The 23535-nt window shown below is 48.0% G+C and carries 21 protein-coding genes; 8 read left to right on the forward strand and 13 right to left on the reverse strand.

Annotated features, from left to right (window positions below; all coding sequences use genetic code 11):
• Positions 1–67: 67 nt before the first annotated feature.
• On the forward strand, positions 68–583 hold the full coding sequence (locus FDW94_RS15620; protein ID WP_137377858.1) for a phosphoribosyltransferase family protein: 516 nt from the start codon (positions 68–70) through the stop codon (positions 581–583).
• Positions 584–1110: 527 nt separating this feature from the next.
• Here the strand turns inward: FDW94_RS15620 and FDW94_RS15625 are convergent.
• Positions 1111–2025 carry a LysR family transcriptional regulator gene (locus FDW94_RS15625; RefSeq protein WP_032943279.1) on the reverse strand — a complete coding sequence of 305 codons (915 nt, stop codon included), beginning with the start codon at positions 2023–2025 and terminating at the stop codon, positions 1111–1113.
• A 114-nt stretch (positions 2026–2139) separates the two neighbouring features.
• On the opposite strand from FDW94_RS15625, the gene FDW94_RS15630 reads away from it, so the two are divergent.
• The 4 genes from FDW94_RS15630 (at position 2140) to FDW94_RS15645 (ending at position 7713) form a co-directional block, all read left to right on the forward strand.
• On the forward strand, positions 2140–3282 hold the full coding sequence (locus FDW94_RS15630; RefSeq protein WP_137377859.1) for a M20 family metallopeptidase: 1143 nt from the start codon (positions 2140–2142) through the stop codon (positions 3280–3282).
• Between the two features lie 114 nt (positions 3283–3396).
• Positions 3397–4779 (forward strand): C4-dicarboxylate transporter DcuC, encoded by a 1383-nt coding sequence (gene dcuC, locus FDW94_RS15635; protein ID WP_071446930.1) that lies wholly within the window; start codon positions 3397–3399, stop codon positions 4777–4779.
• A gap of 40 nt (positions 4780–4819) precedes the next feature.
• On the forward strand, positions 4820–6514 hold the full coding sequence (locus tag FDW94_RS15640) for an NAD-dependent malic enzyme (protein WP_137377860.1): 1695 nt from the start codon (positions 4820–4822) through the stop codon (positions 6512–6514).
• 155 nt (positions 6515–6669) lie between these two features.
• Positions 6670–7713 (forward strand): ParB/Srx family N-terminal domain-containing protein, encoded by a 1044-nt coding sequence (locus FDW94_RS15645; RefSeq protein WP_137378025.1) that lies wholly within the window; start codon positions 6670–6672, stop codon positions 7711–7713.
• A gap of 109 nt (positions 7714–7822) precedes the next feature.
• Here the strand turns inward: FDW94_RS15645 and trpS are convergent, their stop codons facing one another.
• The 4 genes from trpS to FDW94_RS15665 all read right to left on the reverse strand — a co-directional run bounded on the left by trpS (position 7823) and on the right by FDW94_RS15665 (position 12721).
• Positions 7823–8827: a tryptophan--tRNA ligase gene (gene trpS / locus FDW94_RS15650; protein ID WP_137377861.1), complete on the reverse strand. Its 1005-nt coding sequence runs from the start codon at positions 8825–8827 to the stop codon at positions 7823–7825.
• A 215-nt stretch (positions 8828–9042) separates the two neighbouring features.
• A complete protein-coding gene (locus FDW94_RS15655) occupies positions 9043–10827 on the reverse strand; it encodes a diguanylate cyclase (protein ID WP_137377862.1) in 1785 nt (594 codons plus the stop codon).
• A gap of 119 nt (positions 10828–10946) precedes the next feature.
• Complete coding sequence (locus tag FDW94_RS15660) at positions 10947–12056, reverse strand: AI-2E family transporter (protein WP_137377863.1); 1110 nt, start codon at positions 12054–12056, stop codon at positions 10947–10949.
• A gap of 299 nt (positions 12057–12355) precedes the next feature.
• A complete protein-coding gene (locus tag FDW94_RS15665) occupies positions 12356–12721 on the reverse strand; it encodes a VOC family protein (RefSeq protein ID WP_137377864.1) in 366 nt (121 codons plus the stop codon).
• A gap of 321 nt (positions 12722–13042) precedes the next feature.
• Here FDW94_RS15665 and FDW94_RS15670 point away from each other — a divergent pair, with 321 nt between their 5' ends.
• On the forward strand, positions 13043–14002 hold the full coding sequence (locus FDW94_RS15670; protein WP_071446509.1) for a DUF523 and DUF1722 domain-containing protein: 960 nt from the start codon (positions 13043–13045) through the stop codon (positions 14000–14002).
• A gap of 12 nt (positions 14003–14014) precedes the next feature.
• Here FDW94_RS15670 and FDW94_RS15675 read toward each other — a convergent pair whose 3' ends face one another.
• The 7 genes from FDW94_RS15675 to FDW94_RS15705 form a co-directional block, all read right to left on the reverse strand.
• A complete protein-coding gene (locus FDW94_RS15675; protein ID WP_048235445.1) occupies positions 14015–15943 on the reverse strand; it encodes a GGDEF domain-containing phosphodiesterase in 1929 nt (642 codons plus the stop codon).
• 17 nt (positions 15944–15960) lie between these two features.
• Entirely contained in the window at positions 15961–16455 is a 495-nt protein-coding gene (locus FDW94_RS15680; RefSeq protein WP_003832739.1) for a molybdopterin-dependent oxidoreductase, read from the reverse strand.
• A gap of 411 nt (positions 16456–16866) precedes the next feature.
• A complete protein-coding gene (locus FDW94_RS15685; protein WP_008784655.1) occupies positions 16867–17508 on the reverse strand; it encodes a PAS domain-containing protein in 642 nt (213 codons plus the stop codon).
• 115 nt (positions 17509–17623) lie between these two features.
• Positions 17624–18592 (reverse strand): threo-3-hydroxy-L-aspartate ammonia-lyase, encoded by a 969-nt coding sequence (locus tag FDW94_RS15690; protein ID WP_128611930.1) that lies wholly within the window; start codon positions 18590–18592, stop codon positions 17624–17626.
• 27 nt (positions 18593–18619) lie between these two features.
• Complete coding sequence (locus FDW94_RS15695; RefSeq protein WP_137377865.1) at positions 18620–19015, reverse strand: RidA family protein; 396 nt, start codon at positions 19013–19015, stop codon at positions 18620–18622.
• Between the two features lie 245 nt (positions 19016–19260).
• Complete coding sequence (locus FDW94_RS15700; RefSeq protein WP_057067232.1) at positions 19261–19569, reverse strand: monooxygenase; 309 nt, start codon at positions 19567–19569, stop codon at positions 19261–19263.
• Positions 19570–19604: 35 nt separating this feature from the next.
• On the reverse strand, positions 19605–20396 hold the full coding sequence (locus FDW94_RS15705) for a PhzF family phenazine biosynthesis protein (protein ID WP_048235441.1): 792 nt from the start codon (positions 20394–20396) through the stop codon (positions 19605–19607).
• Positions 20397–20525: 129 nt separating this feature from the next.
• Here FDW94_RS15705 and FDW94_RS15710 point away from each other — a divergent pair, with 129 nt between their 5' ends.
• Entirely contained in the window at positions 20526–21224 is a 699-nt protein-coding gene (locus FDW94_RS15710; RefSeq protein ID WP_057067234.1) for an RluA family pseudouridine synthase, read from the forward strand.
• A 37-nt stretch (positions 21225–21261) separates the two neighbouring features.
• Here FDW94_RS15710 and mdtK read toward each other — a convergent pair whose 3' ends face one another.
• Entirely contained in the window at positions 21262–22635 is a 1374-nt protein-coding gene (gene mdtK / locus FDW94_RS15715; protein WP_008784661.1) for a multidrug efflux MATE transporter MdtK, read from the reverse strand.
• Positions 22636–22852: 217 nt separating this feature from the next.
• On the opposite strand from mdtK, the gene FDW94_RS15720 reads away from it, so the two are divergent.
• Complete coding sequence (locus FDW94_RS15720; protein WP_003832752.1) at positions 22853–23500, forward strand: riboflavin synthase; 648 nt, start codon at positions 22853–22855, stop codon at positions 23498–23500.
• Positions 23501–23535: the final 35 nt, after the last annotated feature.

The raw sequence follows: 23535 nt of genomic DNA on the forward strand, positions 1-23535 counted from the left end.
AAGAAGTCTTTTTGATTGATAAGTTGAATGCTTAGTTCGTTATTACAACATACGTGGAGTTCGAACGATGAATCATCATATTGGTGAAGTTATTCTTGATGAAGAAAGTATTGCTGTCGGTGTCAGTCGTGTGGCTGAGCAGTTGAACAATGACTACACCGATGCTGTTGTTATAACTGTTGTTCCAGGCGGTATTCTCTATACAGCAGACTTAACAAGAAAGCTGAAGTTTGATGTAAGCATGGATTACATATCCTGCCCTCACACACCTGGGGAACGAAATAACAAATCCACTATTGTTTACCATCAAAATATTGAGATTGAAAATCGTCATGTCATTCTTATTGATGATGCAATAGAATCAGGTGGTACAATGAAGCGCCTTATTAAATATATCTTAGATAATTTCAATCCAGCATCCCTGTCTGTTGCCGTCCTCTTCGTCAAACCTGGAAGAGTGAATATTCCTGTAAAACAGTATTTTGCCTATGAAATGGAGAGTGATGATCTACTCATTGGCTATGGTATGCCATGGGATAATAAATATCGCAATCGGCCCAATATTACTAAATTAATGAAATAACCAGTCGTGCACTTATGTTAAGTGGGGCTCGGTTACGGATAAATTGCCTTTAATGGTTAATTTTCTGGATCACTTTTCTGTGTGCTCGCAGATTCAATTCCCGCCAGCCCCACAAAAACAGTCAGTTAAGAAAAGTTACAACACTGACAGTAGACCGAAACAATGTCCGCTGTTGGCACTGAGCAGTCGTATGAGGAGGTACTGTTTTTCACGTGAAATTTGAATAGTTGAAGGCCATAAGTACGGATGATGAGAGGCTTGAATAACCTGTGTGGTTTTGGAGTGGTTTTACCCCACTTGAGGCGTGATTTTGGGGGCATCTTTAGGAGCAGGGACATAAAAAGGGACACATTAATAGCTGCTATAACCCGCTATCAACTGTCCCTGATGTTGTTTATCGCACTGATTCATATGTATTTTTAGTTTTTAAATGATTATATTTTGTTAATTTTGCAGAATGCTATTTACTCAGGCTGTGCGCCGGGCGAGTCGCACCTGATTGTTAAACTGCGTGATGTTTTGCATTCCTATGTGCTGGAGTCACTTAAATAATTACACAGCAACTTCCATAAGTAATGAGCAGCCGGTGTAAAACGATGATCGGAGCTACGCAATACATGCCACTGACACTCTCTGGCAATATGATGATCAATCGGTATTGCCGTCAATTCCCCAGGATAAGAATTTGCATTAGCAGTTTGTTCTGTCATAAAAGCAATCCCCAGTCCCGCACGGCACAGGGCTATTGCGCTGGTAAACAGATTACAGCAGTAGGATGGCCTGAACATAATCGCTTCATCGCGAAACATCGCAGTGAGATATCGCTGAAGCCCAAAATTGTCATGCATAGCAATCAGGCGATGCCGGGAAAGTTCCTGAAGCGTTACTTTCTTTAAACCAGAAATAACATGATCCTTCCTGACAATGGCACAAATGGCTCCCCGGTTATAGCTATACCGTTTAAGTGCCGGTTGCCCAACGGGACCAAATCCTACGGCCATATCCACTTCACCTCTTGCAATGAGTTCCATCGATGTTTCCATGTTGCCAGAGGTGATATCGACAAACACATTCGGGTAGATTTGGGCAAAATCGCTCACGACGTGGGTAATGATTTCCTGGACCATCCCTTGTCCAACGCGCAGCGTAACTGTCCCTCCACGCATATGGCGCATATCGCTGAGTTGCCGCTCAAGTTCATTGCGTTTTTGTTGAGTAATGGCGTAGTCATCAGCCAGTAATCTTCCCGCCTCGGTGAGGACAACGTTACGTCCTCTTTTCTCCAACAATGGCAGCTGTATTGTTCTTTCCAGAAGAGAGATTTGGCGACTGACAACCGAAGGGTTAAAGCCAAGGATGTCGGCGGCTCTGCGGATCCCACCGTACAATCCGACCATATATAAATAACGGATCGCTTTTTCTGGATAGGTGCTCAATGTCATGTTTTTGCCATTATTGTTGACCTGAAGGCAACAATAATAGCATAGGAACCTGATTCTTTTTCAACCGGGATTCATTACATACTAATGCTAAATACCTATACGGAGAGTGTGGCAATGAAGAGCGTTGTTAATTACTTACAGAAACATACTGACCTTATCATGGAAGATATCAGCGATTTGGTACTGGCTGAGTCTCCTTCAACGGATAAAGCTGCTGTTGACCACTGTGGTGACGTTTTAAAAGCTATTTTCGAAAAGCGTCTGGGTATACAGGCTGAAACTGAAAAACAGACACATTACGGTAACCAGTTAAAATTTGTTCTGGGAAAAAAGGGCCCGCAAACCACAATTTTGGGGCATTTTGATACGGTCTGGGATAAAGGGGTACTCTCACTTCGCGAAGAAGAGGGGAAATGGTATGGTCCGGGAATCCTCGATATGAAAGCCGGGATGATTCAGTCTATCTGGGCAGTTCGTGCGTTAAAAGAGAGCGGGCAGCTCGGCGGTAAGCGCATTGTTTTCCTGTGCAATAGTGATGAAGAACTCGGAAGTCCAAGTTCGAAGGAATGGATTATCCGTAATGCTACAGGATCTGAGCAAGTTTTGGTTGTTGAACCGGCGACAACTCATGGTGATTTAAAAATTGCCCGTAAAGGCACTGGCCGCTACCGCATTGCTATCACAGGTCTTGCTGCGCATGCAGGCAATAATCCTGGTGAGGGGGTTAGTGCTATTGAGGAAATGGCTTTTCAGATCCTCAAATTGCGAGAGTTGAATGATCCTGAGCGCGGTACCACCGTTAACGTTGGTATTGTACGGGGTGGCAGTCGGGTCAATGTCGTCGCGGATTATGCCGAATTAGAAATTGATACCAGAGTGGAAAATCAGTCAGAAGCTGCACGGATCCATGATGCTATCACCCGTTTGACACCTCATTTGCAGGGTAGCCAACTCAGGATTGAAGGAGGGCAAACTCGCCCACCGATGGAACGTTCTTCAGCTTCCGAACAGCTATTTGAAAAAGCGCAAAAGATTGCGGAAATACTGGGCATTACGATTACCGCGAAATCGGCTGGAGGTGGTAGTGATGGAAACTTCACCGCGGCGTTAGGTATTCCTACATTAGATGGCCTTGGTGCGACAGGAGCCGGTATCCATGCGCTCCATGAGCATATATTACCCGAAAATATCGTTACCAGAACCGCACTGGTTGCTGGAATGATGCTTAACGATATTAATTCTGATGATGGAGCATAATTTTAGCTAAATACATCATGCACACTCAACGACATTATTGTTTGTTATCCTCATGTAACCACTGTGGCTATATGGATTATTAATATCTTGACGAATAAATAACAGGACATATCCATGAGTGCTTTTATTATTGCGATAGTTATTACTGTCGTTGCGGCTTGGTTAATTATCAAGAATTACCAGCCGCAAACTATTTTGCTGTTAGCGGGGCTTTCCTTGTTAACAATTACAGCCATTTTCTACCCTGAAAAAAGTATCTTATATGGAAATGCAAAATCCACAGGGTCTGTCTGGATTGATATATTTGCTTTTGTAAAAGGTTCATTATCAACGCAGGTAGCAGGGATCGGTTTGATTATTATGGCGGCCGGTGGTTTCGCCAGCTATATGGATCATATTAAAGCTTCAAAGGCCATGGTTGATGTCTGCATTCGGCCGCTGGAGGCTTTAAAAGCACCTTACCTGATCCTTGCCATCGGCTACATTTTTGCGCAATTGCTCCATGTTGCCATCTCCAGTGCTGCGGGCCTTGCAATGTTATTACTGGTGACATTTTTCCCGGTCTTGGTTCGACTTGGGGTAAGTAAGGCCGCTGCCGCGGCCATGATTGGCATGTGTGCCTTTATGGATCTTGGGCCGGCCGTTGGCACCGCGAACTTAGCTGCTGAATATGCTGGCATGGAAACAGCACTGTATTTTGCTCATTATCAGATGCCGGTAGCTGCGGCGGTGATGGTTGTCGTTTCTATATTAATCTATTTTACGGCGAAATATTTTGACAAAAAAGATGGACATGTTGTTGCGTCACAACGTGCTGTGCCTCCCGAGATTGCTGAAAAAGATGACGCGCCAGCACCTAAGTTCTACGGGTTATTGCCCATTTTTCCTGTCGTTCTGGTATTGGTGTTCAGTCCGTTGGTTGTTGATACCATTAAAGTCGATGTCGTGACTGCAATGGTTATCGGAACTATTGTCGCCTTTATTTTTGAGCTATGTGTAAAACGAAACTTTAAAGAGTGCTGCAAGGGAGTACAAGTCTTCTTTAAAGGTATGGGGAGTATGTTTACCAGTATCGTTTCATTACTGGTATGCGCCGAAATTTTCGCACAGGGATTACAAAAAATTGGTGCAGTGGATTATTTACTCGATGCGACACATAACGCTGGCTTTGGTTTCACCAGCATGACGATTGTAATGGCATGTTTGGTCGGGGTAACGGCCGTACTGACAGGATCGGGGGTTGCAGCCTTCTTTTCATTTGCCGGTATGGCGCAGTCTATTGCAACAAAGTTTGGTATGAACGCCGTACATATGCTTCTGCCAATGCAACTGATGGCTGGGATGGGGCGCGCAATGTCGCCCGTAGCCGGTATTATTATTGCCGTCAGTAAATCGGGTGAGTGTTCCCCATTTATGATCGTGCGCAGAACGGTCATTCCGGCACTTGGTGGAATCATAACTATGCTAATCGCTAATACGCTAATTTCCAGTATGTAATAGTAACTGAATACGGAAGATTTTTATCTGGATGAACACTATGTTAAATGAAAATGTAGATAATTTACTCTATATTCCTTACTCAGGTTCTGTTCTACTCGAATCTCCTCTTCTTAATAAAGGAAGTGCTTTTAGCAAAGAGGAACGAGTGATATTCAATTTGGAAGGATTGCTACCCAATGCAGTTGAAACAATTGAGGAGCAATCCCATCGAGCATATCGCCAGTTTAGCGATTTTAAGTCTGCTATTGCACAGCATATCTACCTTAGGAACATTCAGGACACTAACGAAACGCTATTCTATTATCTGGTAAATAAACATTTAGCAGAAATGCTACCTATTATTTATACACCTGTTGTTGGCCATGCATGTGAACATTTTTCTGATATTTACCGTAGGGCCAGAGGCTTGTTTATCGCATGGCCGGATCGCCATAAAATTGATGATATATTGCATAATGCCACGAAACAGCATATTCGTGTCATCGTCGTCACCGATGGTGAACGGATCCTGGGACTTGGGGATCAAGGTATTGGCGGTATGGGGATTCCAATCGGCAAACTGTCTTTGTATACCGTCTGCGGTGGTATAAATCCGGCAAATACATTACCTATTCTGCTGGATGTTGGAACCAATAATTCTCAACTGCTAAATGATCCTCTTTATATGGGATGGCGTCACCCAAGAATTACCGGGGAAGAATATTTTGAGTTTGTGGATATGTTCATAAACGCGGTTAAACGTCGATGGCCTGAGGTCCTACTGCAATTCGAAGATTTTGCTCAGCAAACGGCACTTCCTCTTCTGGAGCGATACAGAGATGAGATGTGCTGTTTTAATGACGACATCCAGGGAACTGCTGCCGTCGCGCTAGGATGTTTAATGGCGGCGAGCTCAGTCTCCGGTCGTTCATTATGCGAGCAAACAGTCGTATTACTGGGGGCCGGATCGGCTGGTTGCGGTATTGCTGAGCATATTGTTCAGCAGATGGTCGCTGAAGGCTTGTCTGAAGTGGAAGCTCGCGCCAGAATTTTTATGGTGGATCGGTTCGGATTGTTGACTGATGACCAGGCAAACCTTCCACCTTTTCAGCGACAACTGTCACAGCCTCGAACGATCGTCGAAAGCTGGGGTGTGGAAAGCGAAAAAATGACGCTGATGGATGTTGTTTGTCACGCGCATCCTACGGTGTTGATAGGTGTTACCGGCCAACCAGGCTTATTTAGCGAAGCTATTATTAGGGAAATGTACAAGTACTGTAAGCTCCCAATAATCATGCCGTTATCCAACCCAACTTCACGGGTCGAGGCGAGGCCGGAAGATATTATTGAATGGACAGAGGGAAACGCCATTGTTGCAACGGGAAGTCCATTTAATCCCGTAATATACAAAGGAAAGGAGTATCCCGTTGCACAATGTAATAATGTTTACATCTTCCCTGGTATTGGACTAGGGTGTCTGGCAAGCTGCGCCACACGAATTACAGAAAATATGCTAATAACGGCAAGCCGAACGTTAGCCTCTTTTTCGCCAATGAAAAGCAATAAAGATTCTCCATTATTACCGGATATAAATAATATTCAGGAAGTAACAAAGGCTATTGCCTTTAGTGTTGGTATTGCAGCGCAACGCGATGGCGTAGCCATTCGTATACCGGAGGAATCATTACTCGGCAAAATTGACGAGATTTTTTGGCATCCGCAGTATCGTCAATACAGACGGACCTCATACTGACGCTAATCAACCCCCTCTCTGGAGGGGGATTGACGCCACTCATCGATAGGGAGGTTGGATTTTGGCACAATGCATCTTATTCTCAACGCAAGACACCCTTGCTGACCGATGGCGAAGGTCATGGGATATTAACCCGTTACTCAGGGAAGGCGGCAATGACAGATTATTGGTGGAAAGACCTGGTTGATCGTAATAACCAGTGGCAAGGGTTGGAACTGACCGTCAAAGAAAATCAAAGAACTGAGCCAGCGATGGAAATGCTCAGTGGCCATTTTGGGCGTATGGCATTGCAGCTCGCCGGAGAGCCGTTATTCTGGGCTTCAATGCTTGAAGATCATTCCGGCGTTTGGCTGGTTTTTAATGCAGATCATCCACGGAGCCAGGAGATGTTACCTGCGGTAACTTCTGAATATATTGAACGGATAAAAGCCAAAGGCGAGCAGGTGCGGATCGGCGAATGGTGCCGGTATTTTGTTCGTCAGTTAATGAATGCGCCAACACCATTACTCTCACCGCAGCGTTGGTTGATAAGACCGATGTTACCGATTCAATGTTCATCGCGCTATTCCAGTCCCCAACCCGTTGCGTTAGAAAACTGGCGTTTCTCAGCGCCAGAAAGCACTGAAAATATTAACTGCCAGTGGACGCTGTACGGTGAAGATTTCCCTGATCTGACGCAGCCGGAAAACGTCAGATTGGTTGACTGGTGGTGGGGCGGTTATTTGCTGCGGGGGCGTTATGCCATTCAACCCAATACGGGGAGAGTAAAATGGTGGCGTAAAAAATGCCGAGAGGGGACGTTGCCGCCGATACTGGTCTGGTATATCGCCGGATTAGGATCTTATGTGATCCTTGATGGGCATTATCGATTACAGGCGGCGATCGAAGAGCAGATCCCCCCTTTATTTCTGGTGCTGAGCGAGCTTAATGAAACGGAATATCCTGCCGATGCTGCCCATCAGGCGCGTATCGTTCAGTCGCTGGAAAAGCAGCTGGCTAACAACCCCAATTACAGTGTCAATGCGGTAAATCAGACGCTGATTAGTCTTTATGACAGACGATATCTTTACGCGTCAACGCATAGCCGCGCTATTCTCGGTGAGGGAACCCAATGGGCTACGGAGGTGGAACGTTATCTGCAAAAACATCATCTTGATGCGTATCGGGACAAGATTTTTCAGCGGGTTAAGGGAGATTGATTTTTACCCTACATTTTGTCGATATAACGCGAGCCAGCTTCTGATAACTCCCGGCGGTGGCATTCAGACGGGAGTTATCGTTACTTATCGCTCCTGTTGCAACTCGATATCAGAACACCGGCAAACCCAGTCCTTGCTTCACTTCTCTTAATGTCTGCTGCGTAATCTCGTGCGCCTGCTCGCTTCCTTTTTTGAGCATCGCCATCAGCATGCCTTTATCCTGAATGTAGGTTGCACGCCGCTCGCGCATTGGCGCGATGAGTTCTTGCAAGCACACTTCCAGCTCGTTTTTGCATGTCCGGTCACCAAGTCCACCCCGTTGGTAATGCGTTTTCATTTCCGCCACTTTTGCTTTATCCGGATGAAAAGCATCGAGGTAAGTGAATACCATATTTCCGTCTATTTGCCCTAGGTCGGACACTTTCAGATGATTAGGGTCGGTGTACATTGCGCTAACCGCGCGGTGAATGGTTTCTTCGCTGGCTGACAGGAGCAATGTGTTACCAAGCGATTTTGACATTTTGGCATTTCCGTCGATCCCTGGAAGGCGGCTGGTTTCACTCAGCAGCGCTTTGCAGTGCGATAGGACGGGGGCCGGTAACAGGCTATTCATCTTATGCACTATCTCATTAGTCTGTTCAATCATTGGCAACTGATCGTCGCCGACGGGAACGACTTCGGCTTTGAAGGCCGTAATATCTGCCGCCTGACTGATGGGATAAACCAGAAAACCAACCGGTAACGAGCGGGCGAACCCTTTCTGCGCAATTTCGTTTTTGACCGTAGGATTACGCTCCACGCGAGCCACGGTGACGATGTTCATATAAAGCGCGGTTAACTCTGCGAGAGCAGGCAGTGCCGATTGCAGACAGATGGTGGTAAGTGACGGGTCTATTCCTGCGGCAAGATAGTCGGCAAGTACTTCGGGAATATTGTTGCGGATCTTTTGCGGTGTGCTGCCGTTATCGGTTAACCCTTGTAGGTCAGCCACCAATATAAACTGCTGATAATCGTGTTGCAGCGTGGCGCGCTGGCGCAATGACCCCACATAATGGCCAAGATGCAGCGGGCCGGTGGGACGATCGCCAGTGAGGATGATGGTTTTATTGTTCATGTAAGACTCCTTAGTCATAAAACCGAAAGGGGTCTCTAAATGCAAATAACCGCCTTTCGGCGGTTATTTAAAATGAGGAAAACACATTCTGACCGCCTTTAAGAAGCCAGCCACCACAGGTTGTGATTAAAACCGTTGATATCGTGTTTTGTGTTCATCCAATTAACATACCACCTGGCGTAGAGGTAAAGCAATGCCCGAAGTGCTGGCGCATATCAACTCGCTTCCAGCATGCCAAAGCTCACAATGCGCGAACGACCTAACTCTTTCGCGCGGTACAGTGCAACATCTGCGGCGCGTAACAGGTTGTCGCTCTGGGCATGCTGCGGGTAACTGGCGACACCTATAGAGACATCCACGTGTCCAATATCGGAAACGCCAAAGCGCAGCGACAGTTCGCGTACGCCGTTGTAGATTTCCGTAGCAAAGCGGTTAGCGGCCTGTTCATCCGTATTGGCCAGCAGTACCAGAAACTCTTCACCGCCGTAGCGGAAGGCCATGCCGCTGTTGTGGACAACGCGCTGAATAGTCGCAGCGATACTTTTAATCACGCTATCGCCAGCCTCATGGCCAAAGCGGTCATTAATACTTTTAAAATGATCGATATCGATCATCAGGCAACTGATTGGTTCTTTGTTACGCACTGCCTGGCTCATCTGGGTACGCAGTGTATCTTCAAGATGATGACGGTTGCGCAGTCCGGTTAGCGGGTCATAGAGCGCTTTCTCCAGCAGGGCGTCACGCAGACGCTGGTTGGCTAATGCGAGGCCGAGTGCTTCTGCCATCAGCTCCAGATATGCACGGGAGGGGGCGGAATCATCGCTAAGGTTCTGGAATGAGAGCAGACCGATGGCTTCGCCCTGGGCAATCAGCGGAACACACAGGGTGTGGTGCTGGCATGACTCTGGCAGATGGTAGCAGGCGATATCGGGTTCACCTTGTACCGGAGGATGACTCTGGCCGCGGCGCACAGCCCAGCATTCGTCCGGGTGGAACGCATCCGCTTTACCCTGCGGAGAAAGCCATTGTGCAACGCAGCGCATTTGCCAGGGTTCCTGATCCAGTATGTAAAGCCGCCCGGCAATACCTGGAGCAATATTCGGTGCAAACAGCTCTGCCACATTGATGACATCGGCAAAACTCTCGCAGCCTTGCAGACGCTGCGTCATACGCGCCAGCAGATCGCGGATTGCCCAGTCGGCATCTCGTTCTTTCTCAAGTCTCTGACGCGCCAGACCGTTCTCGCGAAATATCCGGATCGCCTGCGCCATATCACCTATTTCATCTATCTGGTTAAAGCTGGGCGTCTCAACGGCATAATCCTGCGATGCGAGACGGTTTACGACATCGCTCAAACGCACGACGGGGCGCAGGACGCGACGCTTTAAAATGAAACCGAGAACGAATAAAAACAGCAGCGCTGTCAGACCGACCATCACTTCAGAGGCTGTCCGCAGCATGCGGGATGACTGGGTTGCATATTCAATTGTATTGCGTACGCGGTTATCGAGCAGTTGGCGGAAATGATCTATCCGGTCCTGGGCGCGTTCCAGTTCCTGTTCATAGCTTTTCCCATAGAGCAGGGCAATAGCCTGCGACTCTTCTGCGCGCGCGACGCTGGCAAGCGCCGCAGCTTGCTCGTCCCGCAGGGCATCAACAATCTGTAGCCCTTCGTGCAATAGCGCCAGCTCTTCATCCGTTGCCCCAAGGTCTTTGAGCTTTGACAGCCGATGCTCAACAGCTTTCAGCGTCGCTTCTTTCTGACGGTAGGCGTTAAGCACCTCAGGATCTTTTGCAATAACATAGTCGCGTGCCAGGTCTGACAGCGACCAGGCATCGAGTTCGACTTCTTCGGTAAGTTGATCGAACTGATAACGCTGTTCTACCACCTGGCGTTCTGTGTTATCGGCGCTGGATGCCATCAGCATGACAACGCCTGAAGCGATGGTCAGGCATACCGTCGCGCTATAGGCCCAGTTGGTGATTGTGGCAATTCGCACTGATTAGTTCCTTCTGCGACGATTAATGAATACGCATGATTGCAATTATAGGAAACGCATGATTTTGCGTGAAAATAAAAAAGGCGGTCCAGAAACCGCCTTCTGTTATCGTCCTGCAATCATAAATCTGGAGGATTTTTTCCTTCTTCCATAAAGGCTTCGTCGATTCCTTCCACGTTACCTTCATGGTCACGCCCGGAAAACAGGTTCCAGCAGGTTATGAATAGTGCAGCAATCAGGGGGCCAATCACAAAGCCGTTAATGCCGTAGATCTCCATGCCGCCGAGAGTGGTAATCAAAATCAGATAGTCCGACATTTTGGTGTCTTTACCTACCAGCAGCGGGCGCAGGATATTGTCCACCAGCCCAACGATAATCACGAAGAAGCCAACGATAAACAGCCCTTGCCATAGCTGGTGGGTGGCGAACAGGAATATTGCTGCAGGTACCCAGACGATCGCTGAGCCCACGGCAGGCACGAGCGAGAGAAACGCCATCAACGCCCCCCACAGAACGCTGCCGTCGATATCCACAATTGCAAACGCGATGCCGCCAAGAATACCCTGAACCAAAGCGACGACCGCCGTGCCCTTGACGGTTGCCCGCGTCACGCCGACGAATTTGGCAAACAGGTGCTGTTTGGCAAAATCAGAAAGGGGTAATGAGTCCAGAATCTGGCGCACCAGATACGGTCCATCCTTCAGTAAGAAGAACAGCAGATACAGCATGATGCCAAAACTGATAGCAAAGCCGAATGTCCCTTTCCCAATCAGAAATGCACTGCCAGCAAGGTACTGCCCGCCTTGCAGCACGACATCGGACAGTTTTTTCTGGATCTGCGCGACATCATCCAGATTGTGTTCTGCCAGAAATCCTCTGGCCCAATCAGGAAGGTACGAAAGAATAGAAGTGACGACTTCCGGGAACTGCGTGTCATTCTGTTGCAGTTTGGTGTATACCACGTTCAGTTCAATGGCCAGCGATGACAGGATTACCATCAGCGGGATAAAGACAATCAGACAGATAATGACGATGGTAATCAACGATGCCAGCCCGTTGCGTTCGCCAAGCGCGCTACGCAGTCTGTTTTTTACCGGGTTAAAGATAGTCGTTAATATCGCGGCCCACAAAATGGCGGAAAAGTAGGGGGACAATACATCGAAGAACGCCCAGGTCACGAGGGCAAGTATGAAAATGAAGAAACCTTTAGTCAGTCCGTTAAATCGCATTAGTGAACCCTGTAATGAGAAGCAGTCCCGACTATAGAACCGTTCAGGGAATTTACCAACTTTAGCTGCAGATATTTAGAATAAAGATGTTGCACTAAGGCTACATTCTTATTGTCCTTGCTTCACTGGCGGGAGAGCTATCCTCGCCTCAGTTCAAACTTAATCTTAGACATATACGAATTCCTTCTTTTCAACGATACTCTTATGCTATGAGTTCAAATAAGCAGCGTTATTACAGCTCTTCAGGCAGATTCAAAATCAACATCGAATAATTTTTCGATATCCAAACTGCACCTTAATCAGTCCGGCGCATGGCAGACAGCCTCAATATTATGGCCATCAGGTGCAATGACAAATGCGGCATAGTAGTTTTCGCTATAGGAACGTAAGCCAGGTTCTCCGTTATCCTGGGCTCCTGTGCGCAAAGCAGCATTGTAAAATTCATCAACTTGCTGCCGGGTTTTTGCGACAAACGCCAGATGCAGAGGAGCCGGTTTGTCATTCGTGTGGAACAGACAAAGTGAAACATTCTCGGAGCCCATTTCAACACCGTAGCTTGGCGTGCCTTCATCGATGAGTTCTACGCCAAGCGGCTGAAGCGCGTTGAGAAAGAAAATTTTACTTTTTTCGTAATCACTTACACCGATTTTCACATGATCGAACATTCTTTATTCCTCATGAAGATATGAACAAATAAAGAGTATATAAAGAGATTGAAGTCGCATTCACGTAAGAACCTGTCAATGTGATGAACATCAATTTAGAGATCTATATATCTACAGTACCTGCCTTTGCTGTTTTAATTGGATTCTTTGATTGCCTGGTTTGTATCCCGCCTAAATATTCATTAGGAATGGCACGATTATGGGGGATACTTACACTTGCATCTATCAGTTCAACTCACAGCAGATAACGTACGCTATGATTTAATAGTGAAACCGTCATTTTTTTCCCGAAAAGGGTCGTCAATTAACGAGGGGGTTGTTATGAACACTCAGCCTGTCATCGGGATTAGTGGATGTTTAACTGGTTCAGCCGTGCGATTCGACGGTGGGCATAAACGGATGGGGTTTGTAATGGACGAGCTGGCTCAGTGGGTGACTTTCAAACCTGTCTGCCCAGAGATGTCCATCGGTTTGCCTGTACCACGTCCCGCGTTGCGTCTGGTTCAAACCGCCCAAGGGAATGTCCGCATCTGTTTTAGCCATGCGCCTGGTGAGGATGTAACCGATAAAATGTCCGATTTCACCAACTCATATCTTCAGGGACTTGGTGGCCTCTCGGGGTTTATCGTCTGTGCTAAATCACCGAGTTGCGGTATGGAAAGAGTGAGACTGTATGACGAGAAAGGAAATCGTGGGCGAAAAGAAGGGACTGGTCTGTTTACTGGCGCGTTAATGGAAACCTACCCGTGGTTGCCAGTCGAAGAAGATGGCCGCTTGCACGATCCAGTGCTGAGGGAGAACTTTGTCGAACGCGTGTTCGCATTGCATGAGCTTAATAGGCTGCGGGCCAATGGTCTTACTCGCCATGGCTTACTCAACTTTCACAGTCGCTATAAGCTACAGCTTCTGGCTCATCACCAGGCCGGTTACCGGGAAATCGGCCCATTCGTTGCCTCGCTTCACCAGTGGGATGATTTGGACGCTTTTTTCGTTGTCTATCGTGAAAAGCTCATGACGATCCTCAAAAAGCCCGCCTCACGAAAAAATCACACCAACGTACTGATGCATATCCAGGGCTACTTCCGCGAACGGTTGAATTCCCGCCAGCGCGGAGAGTTACGTGACGTTATCCTCAACTATAGCGGTGGGCTGCTGCCAATATTGGCGCCTCTGACGCTACTCAAGCACTATCTGGCTGAATACCCAGACAGCTATCTGCTTACCCAGAACTATTTTGATCCTTATCCGAATGATTTAGCGCTACGGTTGATGATCAAATAGTCTGAGAGCGATTCAACCGTTTCTGATTTTCTCATCGATACAAGGCTGAGGTTTACCAAACAGATATCCTTGGGCGAAATCGCAGCCCAGCGCCTGAAGGCTTTTTAGTTGTTCCTGTGTTTCAACACCTTCAGCAACAGCCTTCATATTGAGGGATTTCGCCATGCCGGTGATCAGTTTGATGATATTAAGCGCATCTTCCTGTGTGGATATTGAATGGACAAACGACTTGTCTATTTTAATTTTATCGAAGGCAAGCCTGCTCAGGCGCGAAAGGGAAGAATATCCGGTGCCAAAATCATCGATGGAGATTTTTACACCCATGGCTCTGAGTTTGTTAAGTGTGTTCATCGGCGTCGTACTCTCAGTGAAGAGAGAGGATTCTGTTACTTCCAGTTCAAGACGATCGGCTGGGAGTCCAGTTTCTTTCAGAATAGACAGTACGATACCGACAAAGGCTTTGCTGCTTAGCTGGACAGGAGAGACATTCACTGAAATTTTAGCCGGAACCGCCCAACAAGCCGCTTCCCGGCAGGCAATTTCAAGCACAGCTTTCCCCATCTCATTAATCATTCCGGTTTTTTCAGCAACAGGAATAAAGTTATCCGGCGACAGGAGGCCCTTTAGAGGATGGAGCCAACGAATTAGGGCTTCATAGCTATAAATTTCCTGGCTGAAGGAGTCAACAATGGGCTGATAATAAACCACGAATTCTTTGTTCACTATTGCCAATGCCATATCATGCTCAAGCGTTCTGCTTTCTTGTAGCTTTTCTAACATTCGTTGTCGGAAGACTTTTATCTTACCAGAGCCTTCACCTTTGGCTTCATAAAGGGCCAGATCGGCAAATTTATAAAGATAGTCGGAACGACGTTCAGTGTCTGAGATAACAATGCCAACACAGGTGGTTATGTTGATAATCGTGTTATAAATAGTGTAGGGCTGGCTGATAAATTCACATATTTTCTGGGCGCGCGAAACAGCGTGGCTTTCTGTCAGGCCACTTGAGAGAAACGCAAATTCATCTCCACCCAGGCGATACAGCGTATCCGAAGTAAGGCTCATCGAAACCAGTCGGTCAGATATCTGGCGTAGCAACATATCACCGGCATCATGACCATACGTATCATTTACTTCTTTGAATCGATCTAAATCAAACAACATCACAGTCACAGAATCGTGATTTTTTTCTGCTCTCTCAATTGTTTTATTTAAATCGCTCCAGAATAGCTGACGGTTATTCATCTCGGTAAGAGAGTCATGGTAGACGTCATATTCCAGTTTAGCATTCTGAATTTGCAGTTTTTCTTTAGATTTCTGCAGTTCTTCGGCAAGACTCTTGACCTGCAGGTGCGCCCGCAGAATATTTCTGTTTTGATAGAAAATGAGCACGCCCAGAATCGCACTCAGTATTATCAGCAGCACAGAGGTTGCAGAATAAATATAGTACAGCGTCTGGATTTTTTGGTTGGCGTTATTGATCGAGTTAACATCTTTGTTTAACGCACCAGATGAAAGACGACCCAGTGGCGCATCCAGAGTATGCATTTTTTTCAGATAAGCCTGGAGTGCTGAACGGTTCATTTTCTCTAGATTAACATCCAGAAAACTAAGGGTATTTTCAAGTTTTACCGCCAGTTCACGGTGGGCTATATTGCTTTCGATGTAGCGCCCCAGGTCACCTTCTTTTATCAAATCACTCTGGCTAAGCATAATGTCGAGGCGCATGCGTACATCATCGAGATTCATCGTATCATCGATAGTGTAAAGACCAAGCAACGATTCAAATCGGTAATATTGTGATACCAGCTGAGCAGCAGACCAGGAATCGGTGTAGTGAGTCAGTTTCTGTAACTCTTGTTGCCGTTCATGCACGAGGAAAGAGATATACCCGGTAGATATAAAAAGAAAAAAGATGATGCCAGCCAGTATTCTGTTCATGATGTTCCTCTGAACGCTTACTCAATATCCATACTACTGACCTGCCATGCAGACCTTGAATAATAAATCTGATTATTCAATTCTGGCATGCTGTCATAGGGGTACACAATGAATAACGGGCCTTTGTCACGGATGCGCATATATTTTCCGTTGATTTTTAACGCAAGGATAGCATTGTATTTTTTGAAATCACTAAGAGGGATAACAGTGGTGTAGTCATTGAGTGCAGTGACCTTAACAACAGAGCCGTTCGCCCCGACATAATCCATGAGCTTTTGTAGCGGAATACCCGTAAAGGTAGTGCGCCCATTATACCAGGGGGAGGTGGTCTGGAAACTGACCATGCCCAGCTTCTCAAGGCTGGCGGTATCAAAAACGGCTTTCCCGTCTGCATTTGTATTTTCAATATTACCCGACAGCGTTAAAAGCACTTTACCGGTGGGCCTGGAAAGTTCACCTGCCCATAGCTGGGTGGAGAGTACAAAGCTTACCAACATGACCATTAATCGCATTCTTACCTCACCAATCAGCCGGATGTTAAAGAATTATAATTTAGATATCACGCTATTTATATATATTGCATGGGTATTATTGGTGTAATAACTTCAATAGCTTTTTAACTCTTTTAAATCAGTGAGTTAGTTGTTACCTGTTCTGCTGTGGTGCATTAAAAATGCTAGTGTGTTATTTGAGTAAAGCTAAATTTCACTATGTATGTACAAAAATAAATCATCTATTTACTCAGTGCCAATAAATACGCACGAAAATAAAGGTTTATTTTTTTCACTGCAGCTGGATTTGGTTGTTTACTGGTGGGTAACTATATCGGGCACGAAGCCGCCTTTAGTGTAGCGGGAGCGCTTCGTGTCGGTAATCAAGGACAGAAATTCTCTACGTGGCAAGTGTGGTCTATCTGAACCCGTTTATTCACCCGCCTGAGCTGACTGGCGGGCATACAGATAAGCGGTGGCCCTCGATACGCCCAGATGCTGTGCAACCGTATCCATAGATTTGCGTACGTTCAGCAAACCGTCCTGGCGTAATTGTTGAATCAGCAGCTTACGGTCTTGAGGTTTAAGGGCTCGGGCCGTCGTCGCGCGTTTAGCGGCAAAGTCATCAATACGCTGGCGGATGACTTCATTACTGCCGGGATCGATATGTTCCTTAATGGGGGAATTTTCAGTTTCAGTAAAACGCGCAAGAGCACTCTGCATACCACGGAACAGCGTCATATCGACATTCAGGCAAAGTGCCGCTACGTATTTGCCGTCTTCGTCCTTAATGCCAATCGATGTACTTTTCACCGGGCGGCCATCGGCAAACTGATTGCTGTAGTTCGCAATGATGCTGGGAAAGTCAGGTGATGCGATTCTCGCCAGGCCAAGCTCGGTTGCTGGCTGGCCAGGTTGACGTCCGGAAAGATTATTATGGATGGATAAAATGGCATGTTCTGGATTTTTGAGGTCATGAACCACCACTTCGCAAAACGGAGAGAAGGTCTCACTCAATCCCCTGGCGATAGTATCAATTTGGCTGAGAAGCGAGTTATTGTCGGTTTTTGGCATGCCAGTCTCCTGCGGTGATGTCTGTTGCCAGTTTACAGTGACCTGGGAGCGTTTTTCCAGACGGGAGTGTACAGACAGTAAAAGTAGGGTATCTGCATGGCAGATACCCTGTTTATCATCCGGCCAGAAATTCACTGTAGCGACTGATATCCACGTTTCCACCGCTGATGATAATGCCGATTTTCTTGTCGCGAAGCTCAGCTTTACGCGCTCTGGCGGCAGCAAAACCCAAACACCCGGTTGGCTCAACGACGATTTTCATGCGTTCAGCGATAAATTTCATTGAGGCAACTAACTCAGCGTCTGAAACAGTCAGAATATCGTTCACGTTTTGCTGGATAATCTGAAACGTATAGTTCCCGAGATGTTGAGTCTGAGCACCGTCAGCAATGGTTTTGGGCGTATCGATATGAACTATTTTTCCACTTCGGAACGACTGTTGACCATCGTTACCCGTCTCAGGTTCGACACCATAGATGATGCAGTCAGGAGACAGATGTCTGGCCGCCAGGGCGGATCCTGAGAGCAGGCCGCCACCGCCCAGACACACGAAAAGGGCGTCTAACTGACCCACTTCTTCAATTAGCTCTTTTGTGGCGGTGCCCTGGCCTGCGATCACGTGCGGATGGTCGTAAGGGGGGATCAGCGTTAACCCCTGTTTCTCCGCCAGGTCCCGACCAATTTTTTCACGATCTTCAGTATAGCGATCGTAAGTTACCACTTTTCCGCCATAGCCTTTCGTCGCCGCAACTTTGGCCGCCGGGGCATCATGCGGCATGATAATTGTTGCTGGAATACCCAACAACTTTGCCGACAGGGCAATGGCCTGTGCATGGTTGCCGGAGGAAAACGTCACGACGCCCGCAGCGCGTTGTTGTGGCGTGAACTGGCGTAGCGCATTCATAGCGCCACGAAATTTGAAGGCGCCCATTCTCTGGAAGTTTTCGCACTTAAAGAAGACTTCCGCGCCAAATTCTTCATTTACCGTTCGGGAGGTCATCACCGGCGTTTTGTTAGCATAATCTGCGATGCGCTCTGCCGCAGCGGCAACATCGTTATAATCAGGCAGTGTCATTTCAGTCATTGTTGTTCACCTGTATGTTGTTAAACGTCACGCTTGCGGGGCCAACGCAATAGCTTCAACTTCCAGCGCAAAACCATAATGAAGTTCCGCAACACCTGCTACTGCACGGGATGGACGGAAATCGCCGATCCACTCTCCATAGATTTTGTTAAAAGTCGGCCACTGGTTCATATCCGTCACATAGACGCGAACAGACACCAGATGCTGACGTGATGCCCCAGCACCAGCCAGACAAGCATCAATATTCTTGAGTACCAGCCGGGTTTGATCTTCAAAAGAGGCATCCGCTTTTTTCTCGCCGTCGAAAGTGACCGGCAATTGCCCGGAAATGAAGACGAATCCGCCAGCCGTTGTACTGTGCGAGTAATGACCTGCTGGCGGGAAGCTTCCAACTGATGAGTTCAGTGTAATGTCCGCGGTCATATGAGAATCTCCAGTCGCAGTTTGTGATTCATTTTGTATAAAATAATACTGTTTGTATTATTTTATACTCCTTCATAGTTCGTTCGGCCAGCGATAGTTTTCGCTAACGCTGATTTTGTGAACTACTGCAAACGTGGCCCAGGCTAAATCACTGTCCTGGAGCGGTGACGGGGATATCGCTGTTGAAAGGGGAAAGCAGGGGAAAATGAAGAAACGCCCCGGGAGGGGGCGTCTAAGGCAAAAGTTTAGCTGATATGACCGTGGTTAATTTTACTTAGCGGTTCATTGATATCGAAGATTTTGAACGTTACTTCCTCCACACCCAGGTGCTTCAGGCGGGCTGTATGCTTTTTGATATAGGCCTGAGCGGTGTCTTCGTCCTGGAACAGGTAGATGCCACCCGCTTCGTGATTTGCTTCGTTCTCGGTCCAGATTTTCCAGATGAACCCCGGCTCCTGGTTGATTGATTCGGCCAGTTCAACGAGCTGATTCGACATCTCAGCCCCAAACGGACCATGAAAATCAAAGTGTATCTGCACGAGTTTGTTCGACATAAATCCTCCATGGATTGGTTATTTGGGTAAGGCTGTTAGCGCAACAGCACTTTACCGGTCAGATAAGTTATCGCCTGCCCACTGATATAAACACGCGTTCCTGCTAACTGACAGCGTAAATCCCCGCCGCGTTCAGAGACCTGGCGTGCCAGCATCTGTGTTTTATTCAGTTTTCCAGCCCAGTAAGGGATCAGCATGCTATGTGCCGAGCCTGTGACCGGGTCTTCCGCGACGGCTTCACCCGGGCAGAAGAAACGGCTGACAAAATCGTATTCCCCGTCACCTGGCGCGGTGATGCATACCATTTTCCCCAGCGGAATCATGGCGTGGATGTTTGGGCGCACAGCCTCAACCTGCTGTTGATTTTCCAGCACCACCATGTAATCGCGTGCCACACGCACCTCTTTGTATTCGGTGATGCCTAATGTTTCCAGCAGTAAAGCGGGCGGCACGGCAGATTCGCTTTGCCAGGCTGGAAAATCAAGCGTCAGCCATTCACCGCAGCGCGTGACCGTCAGCGGTCCCACAAAGCGGGTAGCAAATTGGATTTTGGTATCCGGGTAATCCAGATGTTCAAAGATGACATGCGCGGCGGCAAGCGTGGCATGCCCACACAGATTAATTTCACCCTGAGTGGTAAACCAACGCAGCTCAAAGCCATTCTCATTGGCGACAAAAAAAGCGGTTTCTGACTGGTTATGCTGCTGCGCCATCTTTAATAATGTTTCATCGGGCAACCAGTCCGTGAGCGGACAGACTGCTGCGGCATTACCGCCAAATGTCGTGGTGGTAAAGGCATCCACCATGTAAAAATCGATTTGTTGCACAGAGTAACCCTCTCATCGCACTCAGGATAAATCACACTCTACCATGCCAGCCATTGGGTCAATGCTCAGATTCGCCACTGTGGTGAAAATTCGTTATCATCCGTTCCCACACCTCATTCTGGCCGCCTGATGTCTACGATCTTCGATACCTTTATTGCCCCGCCTTGCCATGACGAGATAGAGACCCTCTATCAGGACGAGCATCTGGTGCTCATCAATAAACCCAGCGGGTTGCTTAGCCTGTCGGGCAAAAATCCGCAGAATCTCGATTCGGTACATCACCGGCTGGTACAGATTTACCCTGGCTGCACGCTGGTACATCGGCTTGATTTCGGCACCTCTGGGCTGATGGTGGTCGCTCGTAACAAGGCTATCAACGCCGCGCTTTGCCAGCAGTTCAGCCAGCGGACGATCACTAAGGTGTACAGTGCGCTGTTATGCGGGCATCTGGAAAACGACGAAGGGGTTATCGACGCCGCAATTGCCAAAGACCCGGCGCTGTTTCCATTGATGTCGATTTGTGCTCTCAACGGCAAACCCGCGCGCTCGCGCTATCAGGTTGTCGAGCGTTTTTATCATCGTCAGGAAGAGGGGACGTTGCTCCCCTTGACGCGGGTACAACTGACCCCTGAAACCGGGCGCACCCATCAACTACGGATCCATTGTCAGCAGTTGGGACATCCTATTTTGGGGTGCGATCTGTACGGTGGACGTCTGCTGCCGGGGACTGAACAAACGCCACGGCTGATGCTGCATGCCAGTGAACTGCATTTCAGGCATCCCATTAGTGAAGCGTGGATGAACGCCAAAAACGCCAGCCCGTTTTGAGGCGAAAAAAAGCCGCCAGACGGCGGCTTTTATGAGGTTATCGCGCAGCGCGTTGTAAAATAACCGCTGACGGCTGGCGTTGCAGAAACCGCATCCGCAGCATCATCAGTATCGCCGCAGAGGTCAGGCCGATAATAAAGCCCATCCAGAATCCCGCCGGTCCCATCCGGTCAACTACCAGATCGGTAAGCGCCAGAATATAACCGCTCGGCAGACCCAGCACCCAGTATGCCGTAAAGGTAATAAAGAAAATGGAACGCGTATCTTTATAACCACGCAGGATCCCGCTGCCAATAACCTGGATAGAGTCCGAAATTTGATACACAGCGGCCAGTAACATGAGCTGAGCCGCCAGGGCGACAACTTCCGGGTTATTGTTATAGAGCAGGGCAATATGCTCGCGGAATGTCACGGTGAAAATCGCTGTTACGACCGCCATGCACACACCAACACCCAGACCTGTTCTGGCTGCGGTTTGCGCATCCAGCGTGGAACCCTGGCCCAGACGATAACCGACACGAATGGTGACGGCGGCAGCCAGAGACATTGGCAGGACGAACATTAACGAGCTGAAGTTCAGTGCGATCTGATGTCCGGCTACGTCGACAATCCCCAGTGGAGAAACCAGCAGCGCGACCACCGCAAACAACGTCACTTCGAAAAATAACGCCAGCGCGATAGGTAAACCCAGCTGTACCAGACGCTTCATTACTGCGGTGTCAGGTTTCTGGAAACCACGCTCATTACGGATATCGCGCATTGAACGCGCACGTTTGATGTAAGAGAGCATGGCGATAAACATCACCCAGTAAACCGCTGCTGTTGCCACACCACAACCCACGCCACCCAGTTCCGGCATGCCTAAATGCCCATAGATGAAAACATAGTTAACCGGAATGTTCACCAGCAGGCCGAGAAATCCCATCACCATCGCCGGTTTAGTCTTGGCTAATCCTTCGCACTGGTTACGGGCTACTTGGAAGAACAGATAACCCGGTGCGCCCCACAGCAGGGCACGCAGGTAGCCAACGGCTTTATCTGCCAGCGCCGGGTCGATGTTATGCATGGAGCGAATAATGTACCCCGCGTTCCATAGCACAACCATAATCAGCACGGAGACGCTACCCGCCAGCCAGAATCCCTGACGTATTTGATGGGCGATACGGTCGCGGCGTCCGGAACCATTGAGTTGCGCAATTACCGGCGTCAACGCCAGCAGTAGTCCGTGACCAAACAGAATGGCCGGTAGCCAGATGGACGTACCAATGGCGACTGCCGCCATATCCGTCGCGCTGTATCCGCCCGCCATGACGGTATCAACGAATCCCATTGCGGTTTGAGCGATTTGCGCAAGAATCACCGGAATTGCCAGAGCTAATAACTGACGCGCTTCACTTACATACTTTTGCACGTGTACACCACTATATTGTTGTTATTTGAGAGACTAAAAAAGCCGCCTTATATGGCAGCAAGGAGAAAAAGCAGGGGAAATTTCAGTCTATTGTAGCGAGGAATACGTAATTCTCCAGTGAAAAAACAGGCGCTGGTGGCGCATTGCTGGCAACCTGAATTTCCACCTGCTATTGTGCTGTGCAGAGATGTCTTAATTGAGTTCAGGAGTAGGAAGTATGTTTACGGGTATTGTGCAGGGCACCGCAAAATTGGTGTCCATTGATGAAAAACCAAATTTTCGTACGCATGTTGTGGAGTTGCCTGAATATATGCTGGATGCGCTGGAGACCGGTGCATCGGTTGCCCACAATGGGTGCTGCCTGACGGTCACCGAAATTAACGGTAACCAGATAAGCTTCGACCTGATGAAAGAAACGCTGCGTATTACCAACCTGGGCGATCTGAAGGTCGGAGATTTGGTTAACGTTGAACGTGCGGCAAAATTCAGTGATGAGATTGGCGGACATTTAATGTCGGGCCATATTATGACCACTGCCGAAGTGTCGAAAATTCTGACCTCGGAGAATAACCGTCAGGTGTGGTTTAAAGTCCAGGATCCGTCGCTGATGAAATATATCCTGTACAAAGGATTTATTGGTATTGACGGTATCAGTCTGACGGTTGGTGAAGTGACGCCGACGCGTTTCTGTGTACATTTGATCCCGGAAACGCTGGAGCGTACGACGCTTGGCAAGAAAAAGCTGGGCGCACGGGTTAATATCGAAATCGATCCCCAAACGCAGGCGGTGGTTGATACCGTTGAGCGTGTCCTGGCGGCGCGTGAAAGCGCCATCAGCAACATAACGGGCGAAGCGGGAGCCTAAGCCTGAGAGGAAAGCCCCCGTTGCTACGGGGGCGA

Origin of the sequence: Citrobacter sp. wls757 (assembly GCF_005280935.1) — a bacterium.
Classification (GTDB): Bacteria; Pseudomonadota; Gammaproteobacteria; order Enterobacterales; family Enterobacteriaceae; genus Citrobacter; species Citrobacter portucalensis.

What these genes read in the sequence shown, in the direction of transcription:
- FDW94_RS15620 (WP_137377858.1), top strand. Translation starts at nt 68, where the DNA reads ATGAATCATCATATTGGTGAAGTTATTCTTGATGAAGAAAGTATTGCT.
- FDW94_RS15625 (WP_032943279.1), bottom strand. Translation starts at nt 2,025, where the DNA reads ATGACATTGAGCACCTATCCAGAAAAAGCGATCCGTTATTTATATATG.
- FDW94_RS15630 (WP_137377859.1), top strand. Translation starts at nt 2,140, where the DNA reads ATGAAGAGCGTTGTTAATTACTTACAGAAACATACTGACCTTATCATG.
- dcuC (WP_071446930.1), top strand. Translation starts at nt 3,397, where the DNA reads ATGAGTGCTTTTATTATTGCGATAGTTATTACTGTCGTTGCGGCTTGG.
- FDW94_RS15640 (WP_137377860.1), top strand. Translation starts at nt 4,820, where the DNA reads ATGTTAAATGAAAATGTAGATAATTTACTCTATATTCCTTACTCAGGT.
- FDW94_RS15645 (WP_137378025.1), top strand. Translation starts at nt 6,670, where the DNA reads ATGACAGATTATTGGTGGAAAGACCTGGTTGATCGTAATAACCAGTGG.
- trpS (WP_137377861.1), bottom strand. Translation starts at nt 8,827, where the DNA reads ATGAACAATAAAACCATCATCCTCACTGGCGATCGTCCCACCGGCCCG.
- FDW94_RS15660 (WP_137377863.1), bottom strand. Translation starts at nt 12,056, where the DNA reads ATGCGATTTAACGGACTGACTAAAGGTTTCTTCATTTTCATACTTGCC.
- FDW94_RS15665 (WP_137377864.1), bottom strand. Translation starts at nt 12,721, where the DNA reads ATGTTCGATCATGTGAAAATCGGTGTAAGTGATTACGAAAAAAGTAAA.
- FDW94_RS15670 (WP_071446509.1), top strand. Translation starts at nt 13,043, where the DNA reads ATGAACACTCAGCCTGTCATCGGGATTAGTGGATGTTTAACTGGTTCA.
- FDW94_RS15675 (WP_048235445.1), bottom strand. Translation starts at nt 15,943, where the DNA reads ATGAACAGAATACTGGCTGGCATCATCTTTTTTCTTTTTATATCTACC.
- FDW94_RS15680 (WP_003832739.1), bottom strand. Translation starts at nt 16,455, where the DNA reads ATGCGATTAATGGTCATGTTGGTAAGCTTTGTACTCTCCACCCAGCTA.
- FDW94_RS15685 (WP_008784655.1), bottom strand. Translation starts at nt 17,508, where the DNA reads ATGCCAAAAACCGACAATAACTCGCTTCTCAGCCAAATTGATACTATC.
- FDW94_RS15690 (WP_128611930.1), bottom strand. Translation starts at nt 18,592, where the DNA reads ATGACTGAAATGACACTGCCTGATTATAACGATGTTGCCGCTGCGGCA.
- FDW94_RS15695 (WP_137377865.1), bottom strand. Translation starts at nt 19,015, where the DNA reads ATGACCGCGGACATTACACTGAACTCATCAGTTGGAAGCTTCCCGCCA.
- FDW94_RS15700 (WP_057067232.1), bottom strand. Translation starts at nt 19,569, where the DNA reads ATGTCGAACAAACTCGTGCAGATACACTTTGATTTTCATGGTCCGTTT.
- FDW94_RS15710 (WP_057067234.1), top strand. Translation starts at nt 20,526, where the DNA reads ATGTCTACGATCTTCGATACCTTTATTGCCCCGCCTTGCCATGACGAG.
- FDW94_RS15720 (WP_003832752.1), top strand. Translation starts at nt 22,853, where the DNA reads ATGTTTACGGGTATTGTGCAGGGCACCGCAAAATTGGTGTCCATTGAT.